The 24457-nt window shown below is 62.3% G+C and carries 22 protein-coding genes; 10 read left to right on the forward strand and 12 right to left on the reverse strand.

Features of this window, described 5'->3' with window-relative positions; translation table 11 throughout:
* The first annotated feature begins 37 nt into the window (after positions 1 to 37).
* The 4 genes from pqqC to CRP40_RS04970 are packed head-to-tail and all read left to right on the forward strand — an operon-like array spanning position 38 to position 3989.
* A complete protein-coding gene (pqqC, locus tag CRP40_RS04955) occupies positions 38 to 793 on the forward strand; it encodes a pyrroloquinoline-quinone synthase PqqC (RefSeq protein ID WP_023532576.1) in 756 nt (251 codons plus the stop codon).
* Entirely contained in the window at positions 790 to 1065 is a 276-nt protein-coding gene (gene pqqD / locus CRP40_RS04960) for a pyrroloquinoline quinone biosynthesis peptide chaperone PqqD (protein WP_023532357.1), read from the forward strand. The genes pqqC and pqqD overlap by 4 nt, the downstream gene beginning before the upstream one ends.
* Positions 1037 to 2197 carry a pyrroloquinoline quinone biosynthesis protein PqqE gene (gene pqqE / locus CRP40_RS04965; RefSeq protein ID WP_027913609.1) on the forward strand — a complete coding sequence of 387 codons (1161 nt, stop codon included), beginning with the start codon at positions 1037 to 1039 and terminating at the stop codon, positions 2195 to 2197. Before pqqD ends, pqqE begins: the two co-directional genes overlap by 29 nt.
* The gene (locus CRP40_RS04970) at positions 2163 to 3989 is read left to right on the forward strand and encodes a S9 family peptidase (RefSeq protein WP_027913608.1); all 1827 of its coding nucleotides are present in this window, start codon (positions 2163 to 2165) and stop codon (positions 3987 to 3989) included. The genes pqqE and CRP40_RS04970 overlap by 35 nt, the downstream gene beginning before the upstream one ends.
* 37 nt (positions 3990 to 4026) lie before the next feature.
* Here CRP40_RS04970 and CRP40_RS04975 read toward each other — a convergent pair whose 3' ends face one another.
* On the reverse strand, positions 4027 to 4185 hold the full coding sequence (locus tag CRP40_RS04975) for a YqaE/Pmp3 family membrane protein (RefSeq protein WP_012316587.1): 159 nt from the start codon (positions 4183 to 4185) through the stop codon (positions 4027 to 4029).
* Positions 4186 to 4328: 143 nt separating this feature from the next.
* The gene (locus CRP40_RS04980; protein WP_027913607.1) at positions 4329 to 5561 is read right to left on the reverse strand and encodes an aminotransferase class III-fold pyridoxal phosphate-dependent enzyme; all 1233 of its coding nucleotides are present in this window, start codon (positions 5559 to 5561) and stop codon (positions 4329 to 4331) included.
* A 202-nt stretch (positions 5562 to 5763) separates the two neighbouring features.
* Between CRP40_RS04980 and CRP40_RS04985 the strand changes: the two genes are divergently transcribed.
* Positions 5764 to 6687: a LysR family transcriptional regulator gene (locus CRP40_RS04985; RefSeq protein ID WP_027913606.1), complete on the forward strand. Its 924-nt coding sequence runs from the start codon at positions 5764 to 5766 to the stop codon at positions 6685 to 6687.
* 310 nt (positions 6688 to 6997) lie between these two features.
* On the opposite strand, the gene CRP40_RS04990 is transcribed toward CRP40_RS04985, so the two are convergent.
* From CRP40_RS04990 to bioB, 9 genes are all read right to left on the reverse strand, one after another.
* The gene (locus CRP40_RS04990) at positions 6998 to 8776 is read right to left on the reverse strand and encodes an acyl-CoA dehydrogenase C-terminal domain-containing protein (RefSeq protein WP_027913605.1); all 1779 of its coding nucleotides are present in this window, start codon (positions 8774 to 8776) and stop codon (positions 6998 to 7000) included.
* Between the two features lie 122 nt (positions 8777 to 8898).
* Positions 8899 to 10182, reverse strand: a complete 1284-nt coding sequence (locus CRP40_RS04995; protein WP_027913604.1) for a GGDEF domain-containing protein — start codon at positions 10180 to 10182, stop codon at positions 8899 to 8901.
* 152 nt (positions 10183 to 10334) lie between these two features.
* Positions 10335 to 12140, reverse strand: coding sequence for a phenylacyl-CoA dehydrogenase (locus CRP40_RS05000; protein ID WP_027913603.1), 1806 nt, complete (start codon positions 12138 to 12140; stop codon positions 10335 to 10337).
* 263 nt (positions 12141 to 12403) lie between these two features.
* Positions 12404 to 12700 (reverse strand): hypothetical protein, encoded by a 297-nt coding sequence (locus tag CRP40_RS05005; RefSeq protein ID WP_027913602.1) that lies wholly within the window; start codon positions 12698 to 12700, stop codon positions 12404 to 12406.
* A gap of 172 nt (positions 12701 to 12872) precedes the next feature.
* Positions 12873 to 13553, reverse strand: coding sequence for a dethiobiotin synthase (bioD, locus tag CRP40_RS05010; RefSeq protein WP_027913601.1), 681 nt, complete (start codon positions 13551 to 13553; stop codon positions 12873 to 12875).
* Between the two features lie 9 nt (positions 13554 to 13562).
* The gene (gene bioC / locus CRP40_RS05015) at positions 13563 to 14381 is read right to left on the reverse strand and encodes a malonyl-ACP O-methyltransferase BioC (RefSeq protein WP_027913600.1); all 819 of its coding nucleotides are present in this window, start codon (positions 14379 to 14381) and stop codon (positions 13563 to 13565) included.
* The gene (locus CRP40_RS05020; RefSeq protein WP_027913599.1) at positions 14374 to 15105 is read right to left on the reverse strand and encodes an alpha/beta fold hydrolase; all 732 of its coding nucleotides are present in this window, start codon (positions 15103 to 15105) and stop codon (positions 14374 to 14376) included. The genes bioC and CRP40_RS05020 overlap by 8 nt, the downstream gene beginning before the upstream one ends.
* Entirely contained in the window at positions 15098 to 16270 is a 1173-nt protein-coding gene (gene bioF, locus CRP40_RS05025) for an 8-amino-7-oxononanoate synthase (protein ID WP_027913598.1), read from the reverse strand. Before bioF ends, CRP40_RS05020 begins: the two co-directional genes overlap by 8 nt.
* 1 nt (position 16271) lies before the next feature.
* Positions 16272 to 17330, reverse strand: coding sequence for a biotin synthase BioB (gene bioB / locus CRP40_RS05030; protein WP_023532484.1), 1059 nt, complete (start codon positions 17328 to 17330; stop codon positions 16272 to 16274).
* Positions 17331 to 17417: 87 nt separating this feature from the next.
* Here bioB and CRP40_RS05035 point away from each other — a divergent pair, with 87 nt between their 5' ends.
* The 4 genes from CRP40_RS05035 (at position 17418) to rarD (ending at position 21020) form a co-directional block, all read left to right on the forward strand.
* Positions 17418 to 18152, forward strand: coding sequence for a ComF family protein (locus CRP40_RS05035; protein ID WP_027913597.1), 735 nt, complete (start codon positions 17418 to 17420; stop codon positions 18150 to 18152).
* Between the two features lie 82 nt (positions 18153 to 18234).
* The gene (locus tag CRP40_RS05040; RefSeq protein ID WP_027913596.1) at positions 18235 to 18999 is read left to right on the forward strand and encodes a TOBE domain-containing protein; all 765 of its coding nucleotides are present in this window, start codon (positions 18235 to 18237) and stop codon (positions 18997 to 18999) included.
* A 96-nt stretch (positions 19000 to 19095) separates the two neighbouring features.
* A complete protein-coding gene (locus CRP40_RS05045) occupies positions 19096 to 20070 on the forward strand; it encodes a serine/threonine protein kinase (RefSeq protein ID WP_027913595.1) in 975 nt (324 codons plus the stop codon).
* 62 nt (positions 20071 to 20132) lie between these two features.
* The gene (gene rarD, locus CRP40_RS05050; protein WP_027913594.1) at positions 20133 to 21020 is read left to right on the forward strand and encodes an EamA family transporter RarD; all 888 of its coding nucleotides are present in this window, start codon (positions 20133 to 20135) and stop codon (positions 21018 to 21020) included.
* 246 nt (positions 21021 to 21266) lie between these two features.
* Here rarD and CRP40_RS05055 read toward each other — a convergent pair whose 3' ends face one another.
* Entirely contained in the window at positions 21267 to 21785 is a 519-nt protein-coding gene (locus CRP40_RS05055) for an ACT domain-containing protein (protein WP_027913593.1), read from the reverse strand.
* A 444-nt stretch (positions 21786 to 22229) separates the two neighbouring features.
* Between CRP40_RS05055 and CRP40_RS05060 the strand changes: the two genes are divergently transcribed.
* Positions 22230 to 24407, forward strand: a complete 2178-nt coding sequence (locus CRP40_RS05060) for a malate synthase G (RefSeq protein WP_027913592.1) — start codon at positions 22230 to 22232, stop codon at positions 24405 to 24407.
* Positions 24408 to 24457 lie beyond the last annotated feature (50 nt).

Consider the following 24457-nt stretch of genomic DNA (forward strand, 5'->3'; position numbering starts at 1 on the left):
CCTGCCCGCCACCTCAAGTCTTCCAGGAGCCAGCCGAATGAGCGATGCACTGCCGATGTCCCCTGCCGAGTTCGAGCAGGCCCTGCGCGCCAAGGGCGCCTACTACCACATTCACCACCCCTACCATGTGGCCATGTATGAAGGCCGTGCTACCCGCGAACAGATCCAGGGTTGGGTAGCCAACCGCTTCTATTACCAGGTCAACATCCCGATGAAGGACGCCGCCATCCTGGCCAACTGCCCGGATCGCGAGGTGCGCCGGGAGTGGATACAGCGCTTACTGGACCACGATGGCGCACCTGGTGAGGATGGCGGCATCGAAGCCTGGCTGCGACTGGGCCAGGCGGTTGGTCTTGACCCCGAGCAGTTGCGCTCACAGGAGCTGGTATTGCCGGGGGTGCGCTTTGCCGTGGACGCCTACGTCAATTTCGCCCGTCGCGCCAGCTGGCAGGAAGCGGCCAGCAGCTCGCTGACCGAGCTTTTCGCCCCGCAGATCCACCAATCGCGCCTGGACAGCTGGCCACAGCACTACCCTTGGATCGACCCGGCAGGCTACGCGTATTTCCGCACGCGCCTTGGCCAGGCTCGCCGCGACGTTGAGCATGGCCTGGCCATTACGTTGCAACACTACACCACCTGGGCTGGGCAGCAGCGTATGCTGGAAATCCTCCAGTTCAAGCTGGACATCCTGTGGAGCATGCTCGATGCCATGAGCATGGCCTACGAGCTGAACCGGCCGCCTTATCACTCCGTTACCCAGGAACGGGTATGGCATAAAGGGATCACCCTATGAATTTCGATCGTCAGCAAGTGCCCAGGTGGCGCCAGGGTTACCGCTTCCAGTACGAGCCTGCCCAGAAAGGCCATGTGCTGCTCTACCCTGAAGGCATGATCAAGCTCAACGAAAGCGCCAGCCTGATCGGAGGGCTGATCGACGGTCAGCGCGATGTGGCAGCCATCATCGACGCACTCCAGCAGCAATTCCCCGATGTGCCGGAAGTGGCCGACGATATCGAGCAGTTCATGGAGGTGGCCCGTGCCGAACACTGGATCGAGCTTGCCTGATCTGCCGCCCACGCCCGAAGTCGGCCTGCCGCTGTGGCTGCTGGCCGAGCTGACCTATCGTTGCCCGCTGCAATGCCCCTATTGCTCCAACCCTCTGGATTTCGCAGCCCAGGGCCAGGAGTTGAGCACTGCGCAGTGGTTCAAGGTCATGGCCCAGGCCCGCGAGATGGGCGCCGCGCAGATTGGGTTCTCCGGGGGCGAACCTCTGGTTCGCCAGGACCTCGCCGAGCTGATCGCCGAGGCCCGCCGGCTGGGGTACTACACCAACCTGATCACCTCCGGTATCGGCTTGACCGAGGCGCGCATCGCCGCCTTCAAGCAGGCCGGCCTGGACCATATACAGATCAGCTTTCAGGCCAGCGACGAGCAAGTGAACAACCTGCTGGCCGGCTCCCGAAAGGCGTTCGCACAAAAGTTGGAAATGGCCCGCGCCGTGAAGGCCCACGGTTACCCCATGGTGCTCAACTTCGTTACCCATCGGCACAACATCGACAAGATCGACCGCATCATCGAGCTGTGCATCGCACTGGATGCGGATTTCGTAGAACTGGCCACGTGCCAGTTCTACGGATGGGCGCACCTGAACCGGGTCGGGCTGCTGCCCACCCGTGATCAGCTGGAGCGGGCTGAGCGGATCACCAATGAATACCGCGACAAGCTCAAAGCCGAAGGCAACCCGTGCAAGCTGATCTTCGTCACGCCGGACTACTACGAGGAGCGGCCCAAGGCCTGCATGAACGGTTGGGGCAATCTGTTCCTGACCATCACTCCCGACGGCACCGCGCTGCCGTGCCATGGCGCCCGTCAGTTGCCGGTGCAGTTCCCCAATGTGCGCGACCATGACCTGCGACACATCTGGTATGAGTCGTTCGGTTTCAACCGCTTCCGTGGCTACCAATGGATGCCGGAACCCTGCCGCTCCTGCGATGAGAAGGAGAAGGACTTTGGCGGCTGCCGCTGCCAGGCCTTTATGCTCACCGGTGATGCCAGCAATGCCGACCCGGTATGCGCCAAGTCGCCCGACCATGACTTGATCCTGAAGGCCCGCGAGCAGGCGCAAAGCGCCGACCTCGCCATAGAACAGATGACTTTCCGAAATGAACGAAACTCCCGTGTCATCGCCCGAGGCTGAGTTCACCGCCGCCCAGGCTGTCGCCGCCGGCACCGATTTCGCCGAACTCAAGGTCGGTGACGCCGGCCTGTTCTGGGTCGAGTTTCGGCCTGCCGACGACGCTTGCCGCATTTGGCACTGGCATCATCACCAGGCACGCTGCCTGACCCCCGACGGCTTCAGTGTACGCAGCCGTGTCTACGAATATGGCGGGGGCAGTTTCTGCCTGGGCGGGGACGGACTGGTGTTCGTCAACGAAAAGGACCAGCAGGTTTACACCCAACCTTTGGACAACACGCCGCCGCGCGCCCTTACCCATGACCCCGCCTGCCGTTATGGCGATGTGCAATGGCATGGCGGGCAGGCCCTGGCCGTGGAGGAGCGCCATGGCGAAACCGTGGAGCACCGTCTGGTGGCCTTGGCCGAGGGCACACGTCAGGTGCTGGTCGAAGGCGCCGATTTCTACGCTTCGCCCACGGTCAGCCCGGACGGGGAGCGCCTGGCCTGGATCGAATGGGATCGCCCGGCGCAGCCGTGGACGGTAACGCGACTCATGACCTGCCGTCGCGAGGCCAGCGGCCAATGGGGGCCAGCGCAAACGGTGGCAGCGGGTGATGAATCGCTGCAGCAGCCCCGATTCGATGAGGCCAACCGCCTGTACTGCCTGTCCGATCGCGATGGTTTCTGGCAGCCGTGGGGCGAGCGTGACGACGGCTGGCAAGCGCTGGCAAGCGAGCCTGCCGACCATGCCGCAGCGCCGTGGCAACTGGGCGCCAGTACCTGGCTGGCACTCGGGCCACAGCATTACCTGGCCACTTGGTTCGAAGCAGGTTTCGGACAACTGGGTCTGCGCACGCCCGATGGTCGCACTGAGCGGTTCGCCAGCGCCTACACCCGCTTTCGGCACCTGGCCATGGACGCCACCTGCGTGTATGCCATCGCCGCCTCGCCCATCAGCCCGGCGGCGGTCATTGCGATTGCGCGTGACACTCACGAAGTGAGCATACTGGCTGGGGGCGCCGAGGTACTGCCGGCGCATCGGGTCAGCGTGCCCCACTCATTTCATTGCGGAACCGGGAGTGCGCTGGCCCATGGCTTTTTCTATCCGGCGGCAGGCAGCACTACGCCATCGCCGCTGATCGTCTTCATTCATGGTGGCCCGACCTCGGCCTGCTATCCGGTGCTCGACCCGAGGATCCAGTTCTGGACCCAACGAGGTTTTGCCGTTGCGGACCTCAACTACCGCGGCAGTAGCGGCTATGGCCGCGCGTACCGCCATGCGTTGCACCTGCGTTGGGGGCAAAGCGATGTGGAAGATGCTTGCTCAGCCGTCGAGCGCCTGGCTGCCGATGGCCTGATCGACAAGACCAAAGTGTTCATCCGTGGCGGCAGTGCCGGCGGCTACACCGCCCTCTGCGCACTGGCGTTCAGGGAGGTATTCCGGGCAGGCGCGAGCCTGTATGGCGTCAGCGACCCGGTTGCATTGGCGCGTGCCACGCACAAGTTCGAGGGTGACTACCTGGACTGGCTGATCGGTGATCCGGAACAGGATGCCGAGCGCTACCGGCAGCGCACGCCGCTCCTGCATGCCGAGCGAATCAAGGTGCCGGTGGTGTTCTTTCAAGGGGAACTGGATGCGGTCGTGGTGCCGGAGCAGACCCGCGCCATGCTCGCAGCGCTCAACGCCAATGGCATCGAGGCCCAGGCACATTTCTACGCGGGGGAGCGGCACGGGTTTCGCAAGGCCCGTAACCTTGAGCATGCGCTCGAACAGGAATGGCGATTCTACTGCAAGGTGCTTGAGCAGCATTGAACCTGCGGCTCACGGCTACCCGTGAGCCGCAGGGAATTCAACGCTTGGCGATGATGTACACCGCGTGCACGATGCCTGGGATATAGCCAAGCAAGGTCAGCAGGATGTTCAGCCAGAAGGCTCCGCCAAACCCCACCTGCAGAAACACGCCCAAGGGCGGCAGAATGATTGCGATGATGATCCGAATAATGTCCATGCGAGTCTCTCCGTAAGGGGTTACATCACAGACTCGCCGCCGCTTGCAGAGGTTCCACAGGCAAAAAAAACGCCCTGGATCGAATGTGACAGACCCAGGGCGGTGCGCAGAAACGCCAGACGGTTCGGTTGTACGTGGGTGGACTAGGCGGGCATCTTGCGCCCCGAGACCTGGGCCGCGTGCAGTCGCGCGAACGCGCGCGATAGGCGCAACAGCATTTCGTCGACGTTGCCGCGGGTCACGGTAAGCGACGGCGAGAGCCGCAGTACATCGGCCTGGGGCGCACCGACCAGCAGGCACTCTTGCAACGCTGCACGCTCAAGCGCCCGTGCCAGGGGCTCGTTGAGCTGCAATGTCCACAGCAGCCCGCTCCCGCAGACCTGGCCCTGGCCAAAGCGGCCCGCCAAGCGGCTAAGTCCCTCGCGTAGATGGCGGCCAGTGTCCTGCACGTGCTCGATGAAGCCCGCACTCAGCACCGTTTTCAGGACTGCCAGGCCTGCTGCGGCCGTCAACGCATTGCTGTACCAGGCATCCGGCAGGCCTGCCATCGGCCTGCTGCGTACCAGCAAGGCGGCCAGTGGAACGCCTCCACCCAGGCCTCCACCTAGCACCACCATGTCGGCCTGCACGCCGTACAGGGTTTCGGCCAGCAACGCACCGCAGCGGCCCATGCCGGTGTGCGCTTCATCAAGGATCAGCAGAATGCCCAGCTCGCGGCAAAGAGCCTCAGCGCCCTTGAGGTATTCCTCGGTTGCAGCAACGATTGCACCCTGGCTTTGTAACGGTTCCAGCACGACGGCTACCGTGCGCGACTCCACGGCCGCGTGCAGTGCGGCCAGGTCATTGAACGGCACATGGCTGAGAGGGGCGTGTTCGGGTGTGCAATGGCTTGCACGGCTGGCCACAGGCGCACCATACGCGGCTTCGCCGCCCTGGCGGGCAACGATGATATGGCCAGCACCGTGGCGATGGCGCTCACCCCACTGGCGAGCCAGGCGCACAGCACCTTCATGTGCCTGAGCCGTGCTGTCGAAAAGCAGGGCACGGTCACTCCCGGTTGCTTGGCAGAGCTGGTCGCGCAACGCCAGAACGCCCTCATGCGAGCGCCCCACGCCCGGGTTGATCAAGGCTTGAGCCTGGCTCGCCACCGCCTTCACCACGGGCTCTGGGCTGTGCCCCAGCGTGTTGACCCCGTCGCCTTGATTGAAGTCCAGGCACGCGCGGCCTTGGTCGTCCCAAAGCCAGGCGCCTTGCCCTCTGACGAAAACAGGTGAGCCCATCGCCGCTGTATCGGGACGAGGCCGAGCACGTGCTGGCTCATGCAATGTTTCAATCCCGACAGCACGAGCTGGACGGCGAAGGTTGAACAGATTCATCGAAGTTCTGCACGCTAGGATGATGGGCAGGGCTGGAACGGCCATGATTCAAATGAATGCCGTACCTATGAATAGGAAGTCAGGCTGCGGTAACGGTGGGGTCCGCACAAAGCCTGTAACCCGTTGTTATACAGCGATAGACTAGGCGCCGGATGCCGATTCCGACATTTCGATTTAGCAGTATTTTCAATAAGTAGAACTTATGGATTTTCGTCAACTGCGTTATTTCGTCGCGGTCTATGAAGAAGGCCATGTCGGGCGCGCCGCCGAGCGTCTGTCATTATCTCAACCGGCCCTGTCCCAGCAGATTCGCCAACTCGAGCATGGCCTGGACCTGAGCCTCTTCGAGCGCAGTAACAAGCGCCTGCTGCCTACACTGGCGGCGCACACCTTGTACAATCATGCCCTGCCCCTGCTCGACGGCCTGCAAAGGGCCCACGAAGCGATGCGAAACTTCAAAGGCCAGGCACTGCGCACCTTGGCGATCGGCGTTTTGCAAACGGTTCGGCCAAGCCTGGTACCGCAGCTTCTGGAACGACTGCGCAAGGCCCAGCCGCACCTGGTGGTGCAGATCTATGAGTTGTCGGGTCTGGAAATCGAGAAGCGCCTGATCAGTGGCACGCTGGATATCGGCATCAGCTATTTGCCCGCGCGCCAACCTGGGCTGCATGGCGTGTTGTTGTACGAGGACGAATTGCAGTTGGTCATCCCAGCGACCCACCCGCTCAAGGACTTCAAGAAGGTGTCGATCCACCAGGCGGCGGAATTGCCCATGCTGATGCTGGGCGAGGAGTTCCAGATGCGCCAGATCTGGCAGGCCCAGCTGGCCAGCCAAGGTCGTCGCCCGCAGGTTCAGGCAGAAATGAATAACATGGCAGGCATTCTCGACAGCCTGTCACACACCTCACTGGCGACCATCCTGCCGGGCCGTGCCAAGGAAGCCGAACAGGCGCAGCAAGGGCTGTTGTGGAAACCATTGAGTGAACCCAGGGTGCCCTTGAAGGTAGGGCTGGTGTTTCGTGACGCTCAGCGTCAACAGGCCTCCATCGAGCTTCTGCGTGGCCTGCTCGAAGAAGAGACCAACCTGCGCGGACCGGTGGCTGCGCCACTGGATGCACTGAGCTGAACGTGACGCACAAGAAAAACCCCGCCGAGGCGGGGTTCTTCAGACTGTTTCCCTGTGACATCCGTATCGCCCCACCATCCTGGCAGGAAATCCTTCGTCGTCTTCCTTGATCTGTCCTATGCGCTTCCTGCGCAACGTCCATGGAAGAAAGATAACCCTGGATCCAATCTGAGAACAGTGGTGAAAAGTCACCACGTGTTGTAGGAAAAGGCTTACAAAGGGTAATCATTCCTATCACCACCCTTTGTCATGGCGACCACCCTGGCGCCGAGCCCTTGCGCTACAGTCGTCTTCATCGCCTGCGCCAGTCCTAGAACTGCTCCGCATCCAGCAGGTACAGCGATTCGCTACCCGCCTTGACCGAGGCGATAAGCGAATCGACGCGGGGCAGCAAGCGAGCGAAATAGAAGCGTGCCGTGCCAAGCTTGCCTTGGTAGAACGCTTCATCACCCTCGCCTGCCAGTGCAGCCTGGGCCATCAATGCCCACATGTAGCCATAGGCGACATAGCCAAAGGCATGCAGGTATTCAACCGACGCCGCCCCGATTTCGTTCGGATTGCCCTTGGCTTGTTGCAGCACCCAGTCGGTCACGCCATCGAGCTGGTCGAGCGCCGCTTCCAAGGGGCTGGTAAACGCAGCCATGCCAGCACCGGCACCGGCAATGAACTCACGCACTTCGTTCGAAAACAGCTGGTAGTACGCGCCACCACTGGCCACCACCTTGCGGCCCATCAAGTCCAGCGCCTGGATACCGTTGGTGCCTTCGTAGATCTGGGTAATACGCACATCGCGCACCAGCTGCTCCTGACCCCATTCGCGGATATACCCGTGCCCACCGAACACTTGTTGACCGTGCAAGGTGCACTCAAGGCCCAGGTCGGTCAGAAACGCCTTGGCCACCGGGGTCAACAGCGCGACCAGCTCCTCGCTGCGCTTGCGCACGGCACTGTCTTGCGCGTATTTGGCGCTGTCCAGTTGCATGGCCACGTAGCTGGAAAACGCCCGTCCGCCCTCGGTCAGCGCCTTCATGGTCAGCAACATGCGCCGCACATCCGGGTGCACGATGATCGGGTCAGCAGGCTTTTCCTTGGCTTGGGGCCCGGTCGGTGCACGGCTTTGCAGGCGATCCCGGGCGTATTCGACAGCGTTCTGATAAGAGCGCTCGGCCGAAGCGAGCCCTTGGATGCCAACGCCGAGCCGCTCGTAGTTCATCATGGTGAACATCGCGGCCAGCCCCTTGTTGGGCTCCCCCACAATGTAACCGACCGCCTCGTCGAAATTCATTACGCAGGTGGCCGAGGCCTGGATACCCATCTTGTGCTCGATGGACCCGCAGGTCGCCGGATTGCGAGCACCCAGGCTGCCGTCTTCGTTGACCAGGAACTTGGGGACCAGGAACAGGGAGATCCCTTTGGGGCCTGCCGGTGCGTCCGGCAGCTTGGCCAGGACCAGGTGAATGATGTTCTCGGTCAGGTCGTGCTCGCCACCGGTGATGAAGATCTTGGTGCCGGTCACACGGTAGCTGCCGTCAGCCTGGGGCTCGGCCTTGGTGCGGATCATGCCAAGGTCAGTACCTGCATGAGGTTCGGTCAGGCACATGGAGCCTGCCCACACACCTGAATACATGTTCGGCAGGTACGTGTGCTTGAGCGCCTCGTCGGCGTGGGCGTTGATCGACAGGCAGGCACCTGCGGTGAGCATGGGGTACAAGCCAAACGACAGGCTGGCTGCGTTGACCATCTCCTCGACCTGGGCCGATACCGCCTTGGGCATGCCCATGCCGCCGAAGGCAGGGTCGCCACCCACGCCTACCCAGCCGCCTTGAGCATAGGTGTCGTAGGCTTCGATGAACCCGGCAGGCGTATGCACCGCGCCGTTGTCCCAGCGGCAGCCTTCCTCGTCGGCAGCGCGGCTGAGCGGTGCAATGCTGCGTGCAGTGACCTTGCCTGCCTCCTCAAGCACCGCCATGGCCGTTTCGGCATCGACCAACTCAGCCAAGCCCGGCAACTGCGCCCACTGCTGGCCCACGTTGAAGACTTCATTCAGTACGAAGCGCATGTCGCGCAGGGGCGCTTTATATTCAGCCATGACAACCTCTCGCTGGTCAGGACGGGCGGCGATGAGCATCGCAGCACGGGTAGTGGAACCAGTGTAACCGAACAACTTTTACGACACATAGGGTCATCAAGAGACTAGGTAGTCAGTTATGGTCACGCTTCCCGCACTGCTCCCCGACGATTTTTCAGGCCGTGCACCATCAAGCAATTACGCCCCGCGGCCTTGGCAGCGTACAGCGCCTGATCGGCAGCCTTGAGCACCTCTTCAACGCTGCGGTTATCGCCCTGCCGTTCGGCCACACCTACGCTGATGGTCACGGTAACCGTGTCGCCACTGCTGCCTGTGCGGCGCTGGCGGCCGGCGTTGTCATCCAGCGGACGAGCACTCTGGTCACGCAAGTGCATGGCATAGCCGGCAATCGCTTCTCGAACCGCTTCCAGATGCGGCACGCACTGGTCAGCCGTCTTGCCCGCGAACACCACGGCGAATTCTTCGCCGCCATAGCGGTAGGCGCGGCCTCCCCCCTTGACCTTGCCAAGCCGGCTGGCCACCAGCCGCAATACCTGGTCGCCCACATCATGGCCATGGGTGTCGTTGAAGCGCTTGAAATGGTCCACGTCGGCCATGGCGATCACATAGGAGCGCCCTAGTCGCTGCAGGCGCTCATTGAGCGCGCGACGGCCCGGCAACCCGGTGAGCTCGTCACGGAACGCCATCTGGTACGCTTCGTGAGCGACTGCCGTGGCAATCATCAGCATGACCTGGCTGCACATGATGTTCAGCGTGAAAGGCAACACGAACGTCTTGGGCAGCATCCAGAAAATACCGACCAGGCCCACGATCAAGGCGCCATGCAGGGGCCTGGGCGCACGCAGGTACTGTACGACGAGTAAGGCCAGCATGCCCATGAACACCGGGTAGGCCAGCTGAATCAGGCTCATCCACTGACCGTGCAAGATCGGCCAGCGGATTTCCGCCAGGCTGGCCAGCAGTGCCTCGGGAAAGCTTTGCTCGAAGCCGGCCGCCACTGCGGCCGTGGCCAACAGCACCGCACACCTGGCGACCAGGTCCTGGAGCAGGTGCGTGCGCTCCTGCCAGATGCCATAAAGGCCATACAACGCCGGTAACAGCAGGCACACGAGGTGGAAGATCACGGCAGCATCTTCACGAACGCGGCCGTTGTCTCGATAGAAGTCAGTCTGGGTATCGAGCAGGAAATAGGCGATGTAGACCGTGAGCATCAGAAACAGCTCCCGCTGGCGCCTGTACACCGCGCAATAGGCGCCGCCCATCAACAGCACGAGGGTTGGCAGCACATTGAAAAGCGATGTAAAGAAAACGCTGAGGTCCTTGACGTAAGCCGCAGCCAAGCCTGCCCCCAGCAAGACGAGAGAGGGTACGAAATGGCTTGGGCGGACAGCGTTAAGGCGAAGCAAGGGCAATTCCAACCTGGCAGACCAATAGTGGCATTGTGCCCTTAGTTGATCGGCCATTCACCTGGACACTTGAGCGCCTTTACCGTTGCCTTGCGCCAGACATAAAAAAACCGCCTGCCGGAGCAGACGGTTCGCATACGACCTGAGGTGACTCAGTAAGCCAGGCCGAAGTGTTCTTCGTCCATGGCCATCAGGTTGTCAGCACCGGACAGCATGGCAGCCACATGCGTGCGGGTACGCGGCAGGATGCGCTGGAAGTAGAAGCGTGCCGTTTGCAGCTTGGCGGTGTAGAACGCCGCTTCACTGGTACCTGCTGCCAGCTTTTCGGCAGCCAAGCGGGCAATGTCGGCCCAGAAGTAAGCCAGGCAGGCGTAGCCGGAGTACATGAGGTAGTCCACCGATGCCGCACCCACTTCCTCACGGTCCTTCATGGCAGCCATGCCCACCTTCATGGTCAGCTCGCCCCATTCCTTGTTCAACGCAGCCAGGGGCTGAACGAACTCGTTGACCGCCTCGTTGCCTTCCTGCGACTGGCAGAACTTGTGCACGATCTTGGTGAAGCCCTTGAGGGCCTCGCCTTGGGTCATCAGCACCTTGCGGCCCAGCAGGTCCAGGGCCTGGATGCCCGTGGTGCCCTCGTACAGCATGGAAATACGGCTGTCACGAACGTTCTGCTCCATGCCCCACTCGGCGATGAAGCCATGCCCACCGTAGACCTGAACCCCATGGTTGGCCGCCTCGAAGCCGACTTCGGTCATGAAGGCCTTGGCGATTGGGGTCAGGAACGCCAGCAGGGCATCGGCCTTCTTGCGCTCTTCCTCATCCTGACTGTACTTGACGATGTCCACCTGCTTGGCCGTGAAGTAGACCATCGCACGGGTGCCCTCGGCGAAGGCCTTCATGGTCAGGAGCATGCGACGTACATCCGGGTGGACGATGATCGGGTCGGCGGCCTTCTCAGGCGCCTTGGGCCCGGTCAGCGAGCGCATCTGCAGGCGCTCGCGGGCATACTTCAAGCCACCCTGGAAGGCCACTTCGGCATGGGCCAGGCCTTGCAGCGCAGTCCCCAGGCGTGCCGTGTTCATGAAGGTGAACATGCAGTTCAGGCCTTTGTTGGCCGGGCCGATCAGGTAACCGGTGGCTGCGTCGAAGTTCATCACGCAGGTGGCATTGCCATGGATACCCATCTTGTGCTCGATGGAGCCGCAGCTCACACCATTGCGCTCACCCGCTGCGCCTTCGGCGTTGGGCAGGAACTTCGGCACGATGAACAGGGAAATGCCCTTGGTGCCAGCCGGTGCATCGGGCAGGCGTGCCAGCACGATGTGCACGATGTTCTCGGCCATGTCGTGCTCACCGGCCGAAATGAAGATCTTGGTACCGCTGACCTTGTAGCTGCCATCGGCCTGGGGTTCGGCCTTGGTGCGTAGCATGCCCAGGTCGGTGCCGCAGTGCGGTTCGGTCAGGCACATGGTGCCGGTCCATTCACCCGAAACCAGCTTGGTCAGGTAGGTGTGCTGCTGTTCGGCAGTGCCGTGGGCCGAGATGGTGTTCATTGCGCCGTGGGACAAGCCTGGGTACATGCCCCACGACCAGTTGGCACCGCCCACCATTTCGCTCAGGGCCAGGCCCAGCGACTCGGGCAACCCCTGACCACCGTGCTCCACATCGTGCGCCAGGCTCGGCCAGCCGCCTTCGACGAACTGCTGGTAGGCTTCCTTGAAACCGGTCGGCGTCTTCACGCCCGCCTCGCTCCAGGTGCAGCCTTCCTGATCGCCTACGCGGTTGAGCGGCGACAGTACCTGCTCACAGAACTTCGCACCTTCCTCGAGAATCGCGTCCACCATGTCGGGCGTGGCGTCCTGGCAACCTGGCAGGCTCTGATAGTGCGCCTCGTAGCCGAGTAGCTCATCACGCACGAAGCGAATATCACGCAGGGGGGCTTTGTAGTCAGGCATCGCGATGAACCTCTAGGTGAGTTCTGTGGGGGACCGGCGCACGCGGCAGGGTCTATCAAACAGTTGTTTGAAACTTACGTTTACCGCTGGCGGATGTCAAGAAGGGCCAGAGGTGCCATTTACGCCACGAAAAATGGCGAATCCGCCATCAACGCCCACGCCACTTCGCCCGTGAGGACGGGGACGCTTCTGGCGAAGAAAAGAAAACGAGGCAGTGCAAGCCTCTGGGCGGTGTGTGGCAGGCGGGAACGCGCTATCGACCGTTAGGCGTAGGTGTCGATGATACGACCCAGCATTTCGTCGGATGCCTTGACGACTTTGGCGCCAAGCTCGACTTCGGTTCTGCCCAGCGCCATTTGCACGGTGCTGGTGGCCAGGTCCATTTGCTGACTTCTGTCGACGGCACGCAGCCGCTCGGCCTGAAAATCACTCGACTGACTGGTGGCGGAACGTTCGGCGGTGGTGTTGGCGACCTGGCTGGCGGCCTGGTCAACGCGATTCTGACCATTGTGAATGGCACCAAGGCCTGCGTAGAAGGCGGAGCTACCGGTGATTTCCATGTCAGGACTCCATCGACACTGGATGACGGTGAGGCCTCATTAAAGCAGGCCAGCTACCAAAAAGCCCGTTTAAATCGCTAATGGCTCAGTGCCACTTGATAGGCCTTGACCATACCAGCGTCAGTTAACCTTGCACACGCTTGGCCCCGCCGCTACCGCAGACACGCGCTGGTTAATCCAGCAAGTCCAGCTGCAAATGCTCGGCCACCTTGTCCGCCGTGGCTTGCTTGAGCTTGGGCACTCGGCCCAGACAAGGCGCCGGCAGCCGTTCGGCCAGGCTGGCCAGATTCTCTTCGAGCCGCGACGTTTTTGGCTCGATGATGTTCGCCACCCACCCGGCGAGCTGCAGTCCGTCCCGTTCGATGGCTTCGGCACTGAGCAGCGCGTGGCTGATGCAGCCCAGCCTTACCCCGACCACCAGGATGACCGGCAGCTGCAATGCAACGGCCAGGTCCGACAGGTTCGCCAGGCCCGAAAGCGGCACCCGCCAGCCGCCTGCGCCTTCGATCAAGGTGAAATCGGCCTGGTGCTGCAACACCGTGCGCATATCCGCCAGCAGCTGCGCCACCGCCAGCGTCACACCGGCTTCCCGCGCGGCGACATGGGGGGCGATGGCTGGCTCGAAGGCGAATGGGTTGACCTGCTCGTAGGCGAGCTTGATGGTGCTCTCGTCGATCAGCGCCAGGGCGTCGCTGTTGCGCAAGCCCTTGGCCGTCATGCTGCAGCCAGATGCCACCGGCTTGGCCCCCAGGGTGCTCAACCCCTGCAACTTCGCTGCGTGTAGAAGACCGGCTGCAATGGTGGTCTTGCCGACATCGGTGTCAGTTCCGGCAATGAAATACGCCTGACTCATGAAGTACTCCTATGCCACAGGCTTGCGCAGCACGCCGTAGACCACTTGATAAGTGGCAGGCAGCCCTTGGGGCTGGCGGTAGGCCTCGTACGCCTGGAGCATACCCTGCATGCGGGCGCGCCCGGTGAGCCCGGCAGGACGACCCGGGTTGAGGTTGTGCGCCCCCAGCGCCTTGAGTTCATGGGTCAATGTGCGCACGTGTGCATAATGCAATACATGCGGCAACTGTTGCAGTACCTGCGTTTCGAGGGCACTGGCTGCACATGAACGTTGGTATTCGTCGAAGCGCCTGAAGCGGTTGACGTGAACCTGGCCATCCACGGCCTGCCAACTGCCGCGCAATTCATCGAGCGTACCCACGCACAGGCTGCTGAAAGCCAGGACGCCGCCTGGTCGCAGAATACGCGAAGCTTCTTCCAGCACTTGGGCAAAATGGCTGCACCACTGGACGGCCAGGCTGGAAAAGACGAGATCGACGCACCCCTCCCCCAGCGGCAAGCGCTCGGCATCGCCGACGATGTAGCTTTGGGCGCCATCGGCTCGATCGCGAGCATGACGCAGCATGCCCTCGGCGATGTCCACGGCAACACCGCTTGCAGGCCCGTAACGCTCGGCAAGCACCCGGCTGAAATGGCCCGTGCCACTGCCCAGATCAAGCCAGCGAGTCGGTTCGAGGTCAGATGGCAGCATCGTCAGCAGGTTCATGCCGACCGAACGCTGCAGGGCTGCCACGCTGTCATAGCTGGCTGCCGCACGCGAAAACGACGTGGCCACCTGGCGTTTGTCGGGCAAGGCGCCAGGCAAGCCTGGCTGGGAAAGATCAGTCATCGCCACTCTCATGCAGGAAACTTTTGATACCGCTGGCCAGTTCTTGTGGGTACTCGAGCACAAACGCATGGGAACTGTCTTCGACAAGGCCCACTTCCACGTCGGGCAACAGCTCGCTCAACGCCTGCGCAGCTTCGGCTGGCACTAGGGCATCTGCGCCGGCAAAAAGATGAAGCTGCGGGCCGGCGAATGCCTCCAGCGCTGCTCGGGTATCGAGCTGGGCCAGTACCTGTAGCGCCGTAGCCAGGTACAGCGGATCGGTGTCTGGAACGCCTACACCCAGCTGGCGAAGCAAGGTGCGCGGTTGCATGGCCCCTTCGCTGCACAACGTGCGAAAGCGCTTGAGCGTGACCGACGGATGGCTGCGGCAACCATCCAGGAACGTCCCGAAGGTGTCTTCGGCCATCCCGTGAGGCCAATCGGCACGGGCCACGAAACTAGGGTTACTGGCCAGGGTGAGCAAGCCGCAACAGTGGTCGCCGCGCTTGTAGGCCAGGGCACTGGCCAGCATACCGCCCAGCGACCACCCCCCCAGCCACACATCGTTGGGTACCTTGCGATCCAGGTGCTCGACCCAACCCTGGACGTCGCAGTGATCCAGCTCCGGCATGGGCATCAGCGTCACCTGAAGCCCAGGGTCCTGGGCGCGCAGGCTGGCTGCAAGCGGCTCAAGAGAAGCGGTGCCCAGGCCCCAGCCTGGTAGCAGTACGAGTCGGTTACGCATCGGCGCGCTCCAGCTGTGGATAACACTCTGCCAATGCATTCAACAATAGCTGCACCTGAGCTGCTGTGTGGGCAGCGCTCAAGGTAACGCGCAATCGCGCACTACCGACCGCCACCGTAGGTGGCCGGATAGCGGTCACCAACAGACCGCGCTCGCGCAGTAGCTGCGACAGACGAAGCGCTTGCGCGCTGTCACCGATGACAATCGGCTGGATCGGCGTCTGGCTCTCCATCAGGCGCAAGCCCAGTTGTTCTGCGCCTTCGCGAAATTGCTGGATCAGTGCCGCCAGGTGCTCGCGTCGCCAAGGCTGTGTCCGCACCAGCTCAAGGCTCTTGAGGGTGGCGCAGGCCAAGGCGGGCGGTTGGCTGGTGGTGTAGATGTAAGGCCGGGCGAACTGGATCAGCGCTTCGATCAGCGCTTCACTGCCAGCCACGAACGCACCCGCCGTACCGCAGGCCTTGCCCAGCGTACCGACCAGTACCGGGACATCGTCCACGCCCAGGCCATAGTGCTCGACGACCCCTCCGCCGCCCACACCCAGGGTGCCCAGGCCATGGGCATCGTCCACCATCAGCCAGGCATCGCGCGCACGCGTCGCCTGGGCCAGCGCCGGCAAATCGGCCACATCACCGTCCATGCTGAACACGCCATCGGTCACGACCAATGTATTGCCCGTGGCCTTGGCCAGACGGTCGCTCAGGCTGCCGACATCATTGTGCAGGTAACGGCTGAAACGCGCGCCGCTGAGCAGGCCACCGTCGAGCAGCGAGGCGTGGTTCAGGCGATCCTGCAACACCGTATCGCCCTTGCCCACCAATGCGGTGATTACCCCCAGGTTGGCCATGTAGCCGGTGGAGAACAGCAACGCTCGCGGCCGCCCGGTGAGTTCGGCCAATGCTTGCTCAAGTTGATGGTGTGCCGTGGTATGGCCTATGACCAGATGCGAAGCCCCCCCACCCACACCCCAGCGATCAGCACCTGCCTGCCAGGCCGCGAGCACTTCAGGATGACTTGCCAGGCCCAGGTAATCGTTGCTGCAGAAAGCCAGCAGCGGCTGGCCATCGACCACTACCAGCGGCCCTTGTGGGCTTTCCAGCAAGGGGCGCTGTCGGTAGAGGTCCGCCGCGCGCCGGTCGGCCAGCCGCGCGGCCAGGTCGAAGGCCATGTCAGGCCGAAGCTGCATCGTAGAACAACGCATCGTTGCGCTGTTCGACCAGCGCCTGCTCGATCGCAGCCTGGTGGACTTCATCGGCGTGCTCTTCACCGGCTTCAGGCTTGATTCCCAGGCGTGCGAACAGCTGCATGTCCTTGTCGGCCTGCGGGTTGGCCGTTGTCAGCAACTTTTCACCGTAGAAGATCGAGTTGGCACCGGCCAGGAATGCCAAGGCCTGCATTTGCTCGTTCATCTGCTCACGGCCTGCCGAAAGGCGCACGTGCGACTTGGGCATGAGAATACGGGCCACTGCCAGCATGCGGATGAAGTCGAACGGATCGACGTCGGCCTCGTCGGCCAGCGGCGTACCGGCCACCTTGACCAGCATGTTGATCGGCACGGACTCCGGATGCTCAGGCAGGTTGGCCAGTTGAATCAGCAGGCCTGCGCGGTCATCGAGCGTCTCGCCCATGCCGAGGATGCCGCCAGAGCAGATCTTCATGCCGGCATCGCGCACATAGGCCAGGGTCTGCAAGCGCTCGGCGTAGGTGCGCGTAGTGATGATGCTGCCGTAGAACTCGGGGGAGGTATCGAGGTTGTGGTTGTAATAGTCCAGGCCCGCCTGGGCCAGCGCCTGGGTCTGCTCCTGGTCGAGCTTGCCGAGGGTCATGCAGGTTTCCAGGCCCATGGCCTTGACCCCTTTGACCATCTCCAGCACATAGGGCATGTCCTTGGCCGAAGGGTGCTTCCACGCAGCGCCCATGCAAAAGCGCGTGGAACCAATGGCCTTGGCGCGCGCGGCCTCCTCGAGCACCTTCTGCACCTCCATGAGCTTCTGCTTTTCCAGGCCGGTGTTGTAGTGCCCGGACTGCGGGCAGTACTTACAGTCTTCGGGGCAGGCACCGGTCTTGATCGACAGCAGGGTTGAGACTTGCACCCGGTTGGCGTCGAAATGCGCACGGTGTACAGCCTGGGCGTTGAAGATCAGGTCGTTGAACGGCTGTTGGAACAGCGCCTTGACCTCGGCCAGGGACCAGTCGTGACGTGTTGTTGCAGTTGTACTGGCGCTCATCGGCGTTTCCTTGTTTAGGCTCTAGCAGGCGCCGGGCAAGGAGAACGCCCGCGCTTCACGGATAGCCGAAATAGTCAGGGAAGGCCCATGAACTGTCAACTTAAGCTTAAGAAGCTGGTCTACAATTGGTCACTAGTTAACCAAATATGCGCACTATGCGGTGCCACTGCGCTCCAGCCCTACGCGCTATGCGAGCCATGTGAACAACAACTGCCCTGGCTGAATGATGACCACTGCTCACGGTGCGCCCTGCCTCTGGCCATGGCAGGCATGGAATGCGGACAGTGCAACCGCAGGCCGCCAGCATTCGAACGGGTTCTGGCACCCTGGCATTTCACATTTCCGGTGGACACCCTGATCAGTCGGTTCAAGCACAACCGTCAGTGGCCGCTGGGACGCCTGATGGCTGAGATTGCCGGTCATGCGCTGAGCCATCACTATGCCGAAGGCCTGCCCCGCCCCGACGTGCTGCTTGCTGTACCCCTGACACGGCGCCGGCTGCGTGAACGGGGGTTCAACCAGGCTGCGATGCTGGCGCGTTGGTGGTCAAGGCAACTGGCAGTGCCCTTCGTCGAACACCTGCTGGTACGCACCCGCCACACCACGGCCCAGCAGCATCTGAGCGCCAAGGCTCGATGGCGCAACCTGCGTCAGGCGTTCGCCGTATGCGGTGGCCTGCACGGCCAGCATGTCGCGCTCGTCGATGATGTACTGACCACCGGCGCGACGGCGCAGGCTGTTGCACAGGTCCTGCGCAAGGCAGGTGCCGCACGTGTAGACGTCTACTGCCTGGCACGCACACCCAAGCCCGGCTATGCATGAGCGTGCAGGCCAGTGGCGGCGACGCAGTGGTACGCTACGCCCACCCCGTACACTGGCCCATCACCGAACCGGTCGGATGCCCATGCCCTTACCTGCCCCACTGACCCATCACATTACCCGCCGCCCACAGCGCGTGGCCCTCTTGCAGCACATTGCCGAGCAGGGCTCCATCACCCGCGCCGCCAAGGCTGCCGGCATGAGCTACAAAGCTGCCTGGGATGCGATCGATGAACTCAACAACCTGGCCAGCAGCCCCTTGGTAGAGCGCAGCACTGGCGGGCGCGGCGGCGGCGGTGCACGCCTGTCTGCCGAAGGCGAACGGGTGCTGAGGCTGTATCAGCGCCTGCAAGCCTTGCAAGCTCAGTTGCTCGAAGCCACCGATGATGTGAGCGACCTTGACCTGCTCGGTCGCCTGATGCTGCGCACCAGCGCCCGGAATCAGCTGCAAGGCCAGGTCAGCGCCCTTCATCGCGTGGGGTGGCATGATCGGGTCGGCCTTGCACTGAGTGGGGGGCTGCAGATCGAAGCCTTGATCACTCATGACAGCACCGAGCGCCTTGGGCTGACCTTGGGCACGACGGTGGTGGCCTTGCTCAAGGCAGGTTGGGTGCGCCTGCTGGGCCACAGCGACGAGGCGGATCAACAGCACAATTGCCTGCAGGTGACCGTGGACTCGATTCTGACGGGCACCGATGGCCCCCACGAGGTGCGCCTTGCGCTTGGCAATGGTCAGACCCTGTGCGCCTTCGCCGAACCGGCCTGGCTGGCAGAGCACCAGGTGACCGTTGGCAGCGCCCTGCGTGCGCAGTTCTCGGCCGCCGATGTGGTGATTGGTATCCCGGCCTGACCTGTAACGGCGTTTGGCACATGGCCGAGTGCCCTGCGGCGCCTCGGTGGCCAACGCGGTAACATGGGGGCCACGCTGCCTACCGCCGGAGTCATCATGTCCCACCCGTTCGCCACACTCACCCCCGACGTGGTGCTCGACGCCGTGGAATCATTGGGGTTTCTCAGCGATGCGCGGGTATTGGCACTCAACAGCTATGAAAACCGCGTCTACCAAGTGGGCATCGAGGGCGAGCAGCCCTTGATCGCCAAGTTCTATCGACCCGGTCGCTGGAGCGATGCAGCCATCGTCGAAGAACACCGCTTCACGGCCGAATTGGCCGGCTGCGAAGTGCCGGTGGTAGCGCCTCTGCAGCATCAAGGCAACACGTTGTTCGAACACGGTGGCTTTCGCTTTACGCTGTTCCCGCGCCGTGGTGGGCATGCCCCTGAACCCGGCAACCTCGATCAGTTGTACCGCTTGGGCCAGTTGATCGGACGCCTGCATGCCGTGGCTGCCAGCCGGCCGTTCGAACACCGGGAAGCGTTGGCTGTGGATAACTTCGGGCACGCCTCACTGGACACACTGCTAAAAGGCGGGTTCGTGCCCCGGGAACTGTTGCCCGCCTTCGAATCGGTCGCGCGCGATGTACTGGCTCGAGTGGAAGCCATCTATGCCCGCACCCCGCACCAGGTCATCCGCCTGCACGGTGACTTGCACCCGGGCAACCTGATGCACCGCGACGAGATCTACCATGTGGTTGACCTGGACGACTGCCGCATGGGCCCTGCGGTACAGGACCTGTGGATGATGCTGGCAGGCAATCGGGATGAGCGTCAGGGCCAGTTGGCCGAGCTGGTCGAGGGCTACAACGAATTTCACGACTTCGACCCGCGTGAGCTGGCGTTGATCGAGCCGCTGCGTGCCCTGCGTCAACTCCACTACAGTGCCTGGCTGGCGCGTCGCTGGGACGATCCGGCATTTCCGCCCAGCTTCCCGTGGTTCGGTCAGCCTAGGTACTGGGGTGATCAGATTCTGGCGCTGCGTGAGCAAATGGCCGCCCTCGATGAAGCCCCACTCAAGTTGTTCTAGATCGACCGTCGGCGCTGTCTACAATAGCTGCCGTTAATCAGCATCTTAAGCAAGGACTCTGCATGCACGCTGCAAACCCGCGTCGCGGGTATCTACTGGGCCTGAGTGCCTACATCATCTGGGGCCTGTTCCCCCTGTACTTCAAAGCCATCCAAAGCGTCCCCGCCGTGGAGATCATCGTCCACCGTGTGCTGTGGTCAGCGCTGTTCGGCTCGATACTGCTCGCCTTCTGGAAACACCCCGGCTGGTGGCGCGACCTGCGCGACAACCCGCGGCGCTTGGCCATCCTGGCATTGAGCGGCACATTGATCGCAGCCAATTGGCTGACGTATGTCTGGTCGGTGAACAACGGACGCATGCTCGAGGCCAGCCTTGGCTACTACATCAACCCGCTGATCAACGTGCTGCTCGGCATGCTGATTCTCGGCGAGCGCTTGCGCCGTTTGCAGTGGCTGGCGGTCAGCCTGGCCGCGCTCGGCGTCATGCAACAGGTCTGGCAGGTGGGCAGCCTGCCCTGGGTATCCTTGGCACTGGCGCTGACCTTCGGGTTCTACGGGCTTATTCGCAAGCAAGCCCCCGTGGCGGCCCTGCCCGGCCTGGTTGTCGAGACCTGGATGCTGGTACCGCTGGCGCTTGGGTGGTTGCTGCTGCACCCCGGCGCGATGAGCGCGCAAGGTGAGTTCTACACCACAAGCGAGGCCTTGTGGCTGATGGCTGCAGGCCCCGTGACACTGGTGCCGCTGGTGTGTTTCAACGCTGCCGCACGGCATCTGCCCTACACCACGCTGGGCTTTCTGCAATACCTGGCGCCAACGCTGGTCTTGCTCCAGGCCATCTGGCTGTTCGACGAGCATCTATCCCCAAGCACGCTTACCGCATTCATGTTCATCTGGGCAGGGCTGGCGTTGTACAGCGTCGATGCGTGGTGGAGTTTGCGTAAAAGTCGCTGATCAAAAAACGATCATGTCTCTGTACGCCTTGATATACATGGCCTGCAGAGACATCTCCAGAGCTTATCCACACCCTCGTCCCCGCCGTTTGTGCACAACCCCCTCTGCATTGATCAATTTTCGATCAAATCTCTGCAGCCCTTGCAAGCCGGGCGCTGGGGCCCGATAGCCCCAGCTTATCCACAAGGCCGTCCTCTCTAAATCGGGATAACTTCTGCCAGAGTCTGCGGCAGTGGCGAGCCGCATTTACTCATCCGCGCGCAACCGCAACTCCACCATCAAGTCATCGGCCAGCGCTTCCAGACGTTGCTGCAACTGCTCCAGCGGCAGGGACGCGGGTAATGCCAGAAGGGCCTCGGCATGAAACAGGGGTTCGTTGCTCATCGGTGCCGGGCGTACCTCTGTGGCAATCCGTTCGACGTTCACATTCAGCTCGGCCAGCACACGGGTGATATCCCGCACGATCCCTGGCCGGTCGTTACCTACCAGTTCCATGCCAAAGGGTTTGGATGCATGGGCAGGCTCGCTGCCACTTTCGGCCAGTTGCACGCGAATGCCGTGTGCGGACAATGCCCCTAGCGCGTCCACCAACGCGTCATACCGATCCGCCGGCACTGCCACCCGCAGGATGCCGGCAAATTGCCCAGCCATGCGCGACATGCTGCTTTCCAGCCAGTTACCCTCGAAGTCGGCGATGCACTGGGCGATCCGCTCGACTTGGCCGGCCTTGTCCGGGGCGATCACGGTAAGCACAAGATGTTCCACGGAATGTTCCTCGAGTGGGGTTCAGGCCATACAGCGCCAAGGTGTCGCCACAGTATAGGCAAGGCGCGTCAACCTGCCGCAGGGCAATCCTCCTTATAAATCGTGTACTGTTTTTAGATTTATCTGGAACAATCACTCCGTTTTTTGCGAACATGGCGCTTCCTTGCAGGATCCTGTGCGACCAACAGGTCGCCTGACGGCGCTTTTAGTCTGATAGTGCCCAGCCGGCTGCTTCATGTAGTATCCGTGGGCGCGGACTACACAACGTCGTTTGAAGGTCTGTCGAGGCGCCTGTGAAGAATGCACGTTGCTTGCTGTCAGGCAGGCAAACCGCACCCAGCCGCGTCCGAGCTTGTACCGGAGGCATGCACTGGTGCCGTGCGAGGAGAAGCGCTACAGGCTCAATACAAAAGAGCGAAATAGCTGAGCAGAGTGAGGCAAGCAATGACTGGATACGTTCAAGTCGGTGGCCTTCAGGTCGCCAAAGTCCTGTACGACTTCGTGAACAACGAAGCCATCCCCGGAACCGGCATCATCGCCGAGCAGTTCTGGGCAGGTGCTGAAAAGATCATCAACGACCTCGCTCCAAAGAACAAAGCCCTCCTCGCCAAGCGCGACGAGCTGCAAGCCCAGATCGACGCCTGGCACCAGGCCCGCAAAGGCCAGGCCCACGACGCCCCGGCCTACAAGGCTTTCCTTCAGGAAATCGGTTACCTGCTGCCACAAGCCGACGATTTCCAGGCCACTACGCAAAACGTGGACGAAGAAATCGCCCACATGGCCGGTCCGCAGTTGGTGGTACCGGTCATGAATGCACGCTTTGCCCTGAACGCCGCGAATGCCCGCTGGGGCTCGCTGTACGACGCGCTCTACGGCACCGACGCCATCAGCGAGGAAGGCGGCGCCGAAAAGGGGCAAGGCTACAACAAGGTACGTGGCGACAAAGTGATCGCCTTCGCCCGTGCCTTCCTCGACGAAGCGGCACCACTGGCTGCTGGTTCGCACGTCGACTCCACGGCCTATCGCATCGAGGCTGGCCAGTTGGTCGTCACCCTCAAAGGCGGCAGCAACACGGGCCTGCGTGACGACGCCCAACTGGTCGGGTTCCACGGCGACAGCAACGCCCCCACTGCCGTGTTGCTCAAGCACAATGGCCTGCACTTCGAAATCCAGATCGATGCCAGTACCCCGGTGGGCAGCACCGATGCCGCAGGCGTCAAGGACATCCTGATGGAATCGGCACTGACCACCATCATGGACTGCGAAGACTCCGTGGCGGCAGTCGACGCCGACGACAAAGTGATCGTGTATCGCAATTGGCTGGGGCTGATGAAAGGTGACCTGGCCGAAAGCGTCAGCAAGGGCGGCAAGACGTTCACCCGCACCATGAACCCCGATCGCGAGTACGCAGCGCCGAACGGGGGCAGCGTCACGCTGCATGGTCGCTCGCTGCTGTTCGTGCGCAACGTGGGTCACCTGATGACCAACCCGGCCATCCTCGACGCGCAGGGTAACGAAGTCCCGGAAGGTATCCAGGACGGTCTGTTCACCAACCTCATGGCGCTGCACAACCTCAACGGCACCACCAGTCGCCGCAATACCCGTACCGGCAGTGTGTACATCGTCAAGCCGAAGATGCATGGCCCGGAGGAAGTGGCGTTCGCCGCCGAGATATTCAGCCGGGTCGAAGACCTGCTGGGTATGCAGCGCAATACCGTCAAGGTCGGCATCATGGACGAAGAGCGCCGCACAACGGTCAACCTCAAGTCCTGCATCAAGGCCGCTGCCGAGCGCGTGGTGTTCATCAATACGGGCTTCCTCGATCGCACGGGCGACGAAATCCATACCTCCATGGAGGCAGGCCCGGTCGTGCGCAAAGGCGCCATGAAGAACGAGAAGTGGATCGGCGCCTATGAAAACAACAACGTCGATGTAGGCCTTGCCACCGGCCTGCAAGGGCGTGCGCAGATCGGCAAGGGCATGTGGGCCATGCCCGACCTGATGGCCGCCATGCTGGAGCAGAAGATCGCTCACCCGCTGGCCGGTGCCAATACCGCGTGGGTGCCTTCGCCGACGGCAGCCACCCTGCACGCCCTGCACTACCACAAGGTGGATGTGCAGGCGCGCCAGCGCGAGCTGGCTTCGCGCACACCGGCTTCGGTCGATGACATCCTGGCCATTCCGCTGGCGACCAACCCCAACTGGTCGGACGAGGAAATCCGCAACGAGCTGGACAACAATGCCCAGGGCATCCTGGGCTACGTGGTGCGCTGGATCGATCAGGGTGTGGGTTGCTCCAAAGTGCCCGACATCAACAACGTGGGGCTGATGGAAGACCGCGCCACCTTGCGCATTTCCGCCCAGTTGCTGGCCAACTGGCTGCGACATGGTGTAGTCAGCCAGGAGCAGGTGCTCGAAAGCCTCAAGCGCATGGCGGCAGTGGTCGACAAGCAGAACGCCAACGACCCGCTGTATCGCCCGATGGCGGGCAACTTCGACGACAACGTTGCCTTCCAGGCGGCAGTCGAGCTGGTGCTCGAAGGTGCCAAGCAGCCTAACGGCTACACCGAGCCTGTGCTGCATCGCCGTCGCCGTGAGTTCAAGGCACGCAACGGGATCTGAACGACCGGCGTATAGCGTGAGCTGCTTGCAGCGTTGATCGGCGGGGCCTT

The sequence above is a fragment of the Pseudomonas sp. URMO17WK12:I9 genome (assembly GCF_900230165.1).
GTDB classification, from domain to species: domain Bacteria; phylum Pseudomonadota; class Gammaproteobacteria; order Pseudomonadales; family Pseudomonadaceae; genus Aquipseudomonas; species Aquipseudomonas fulva.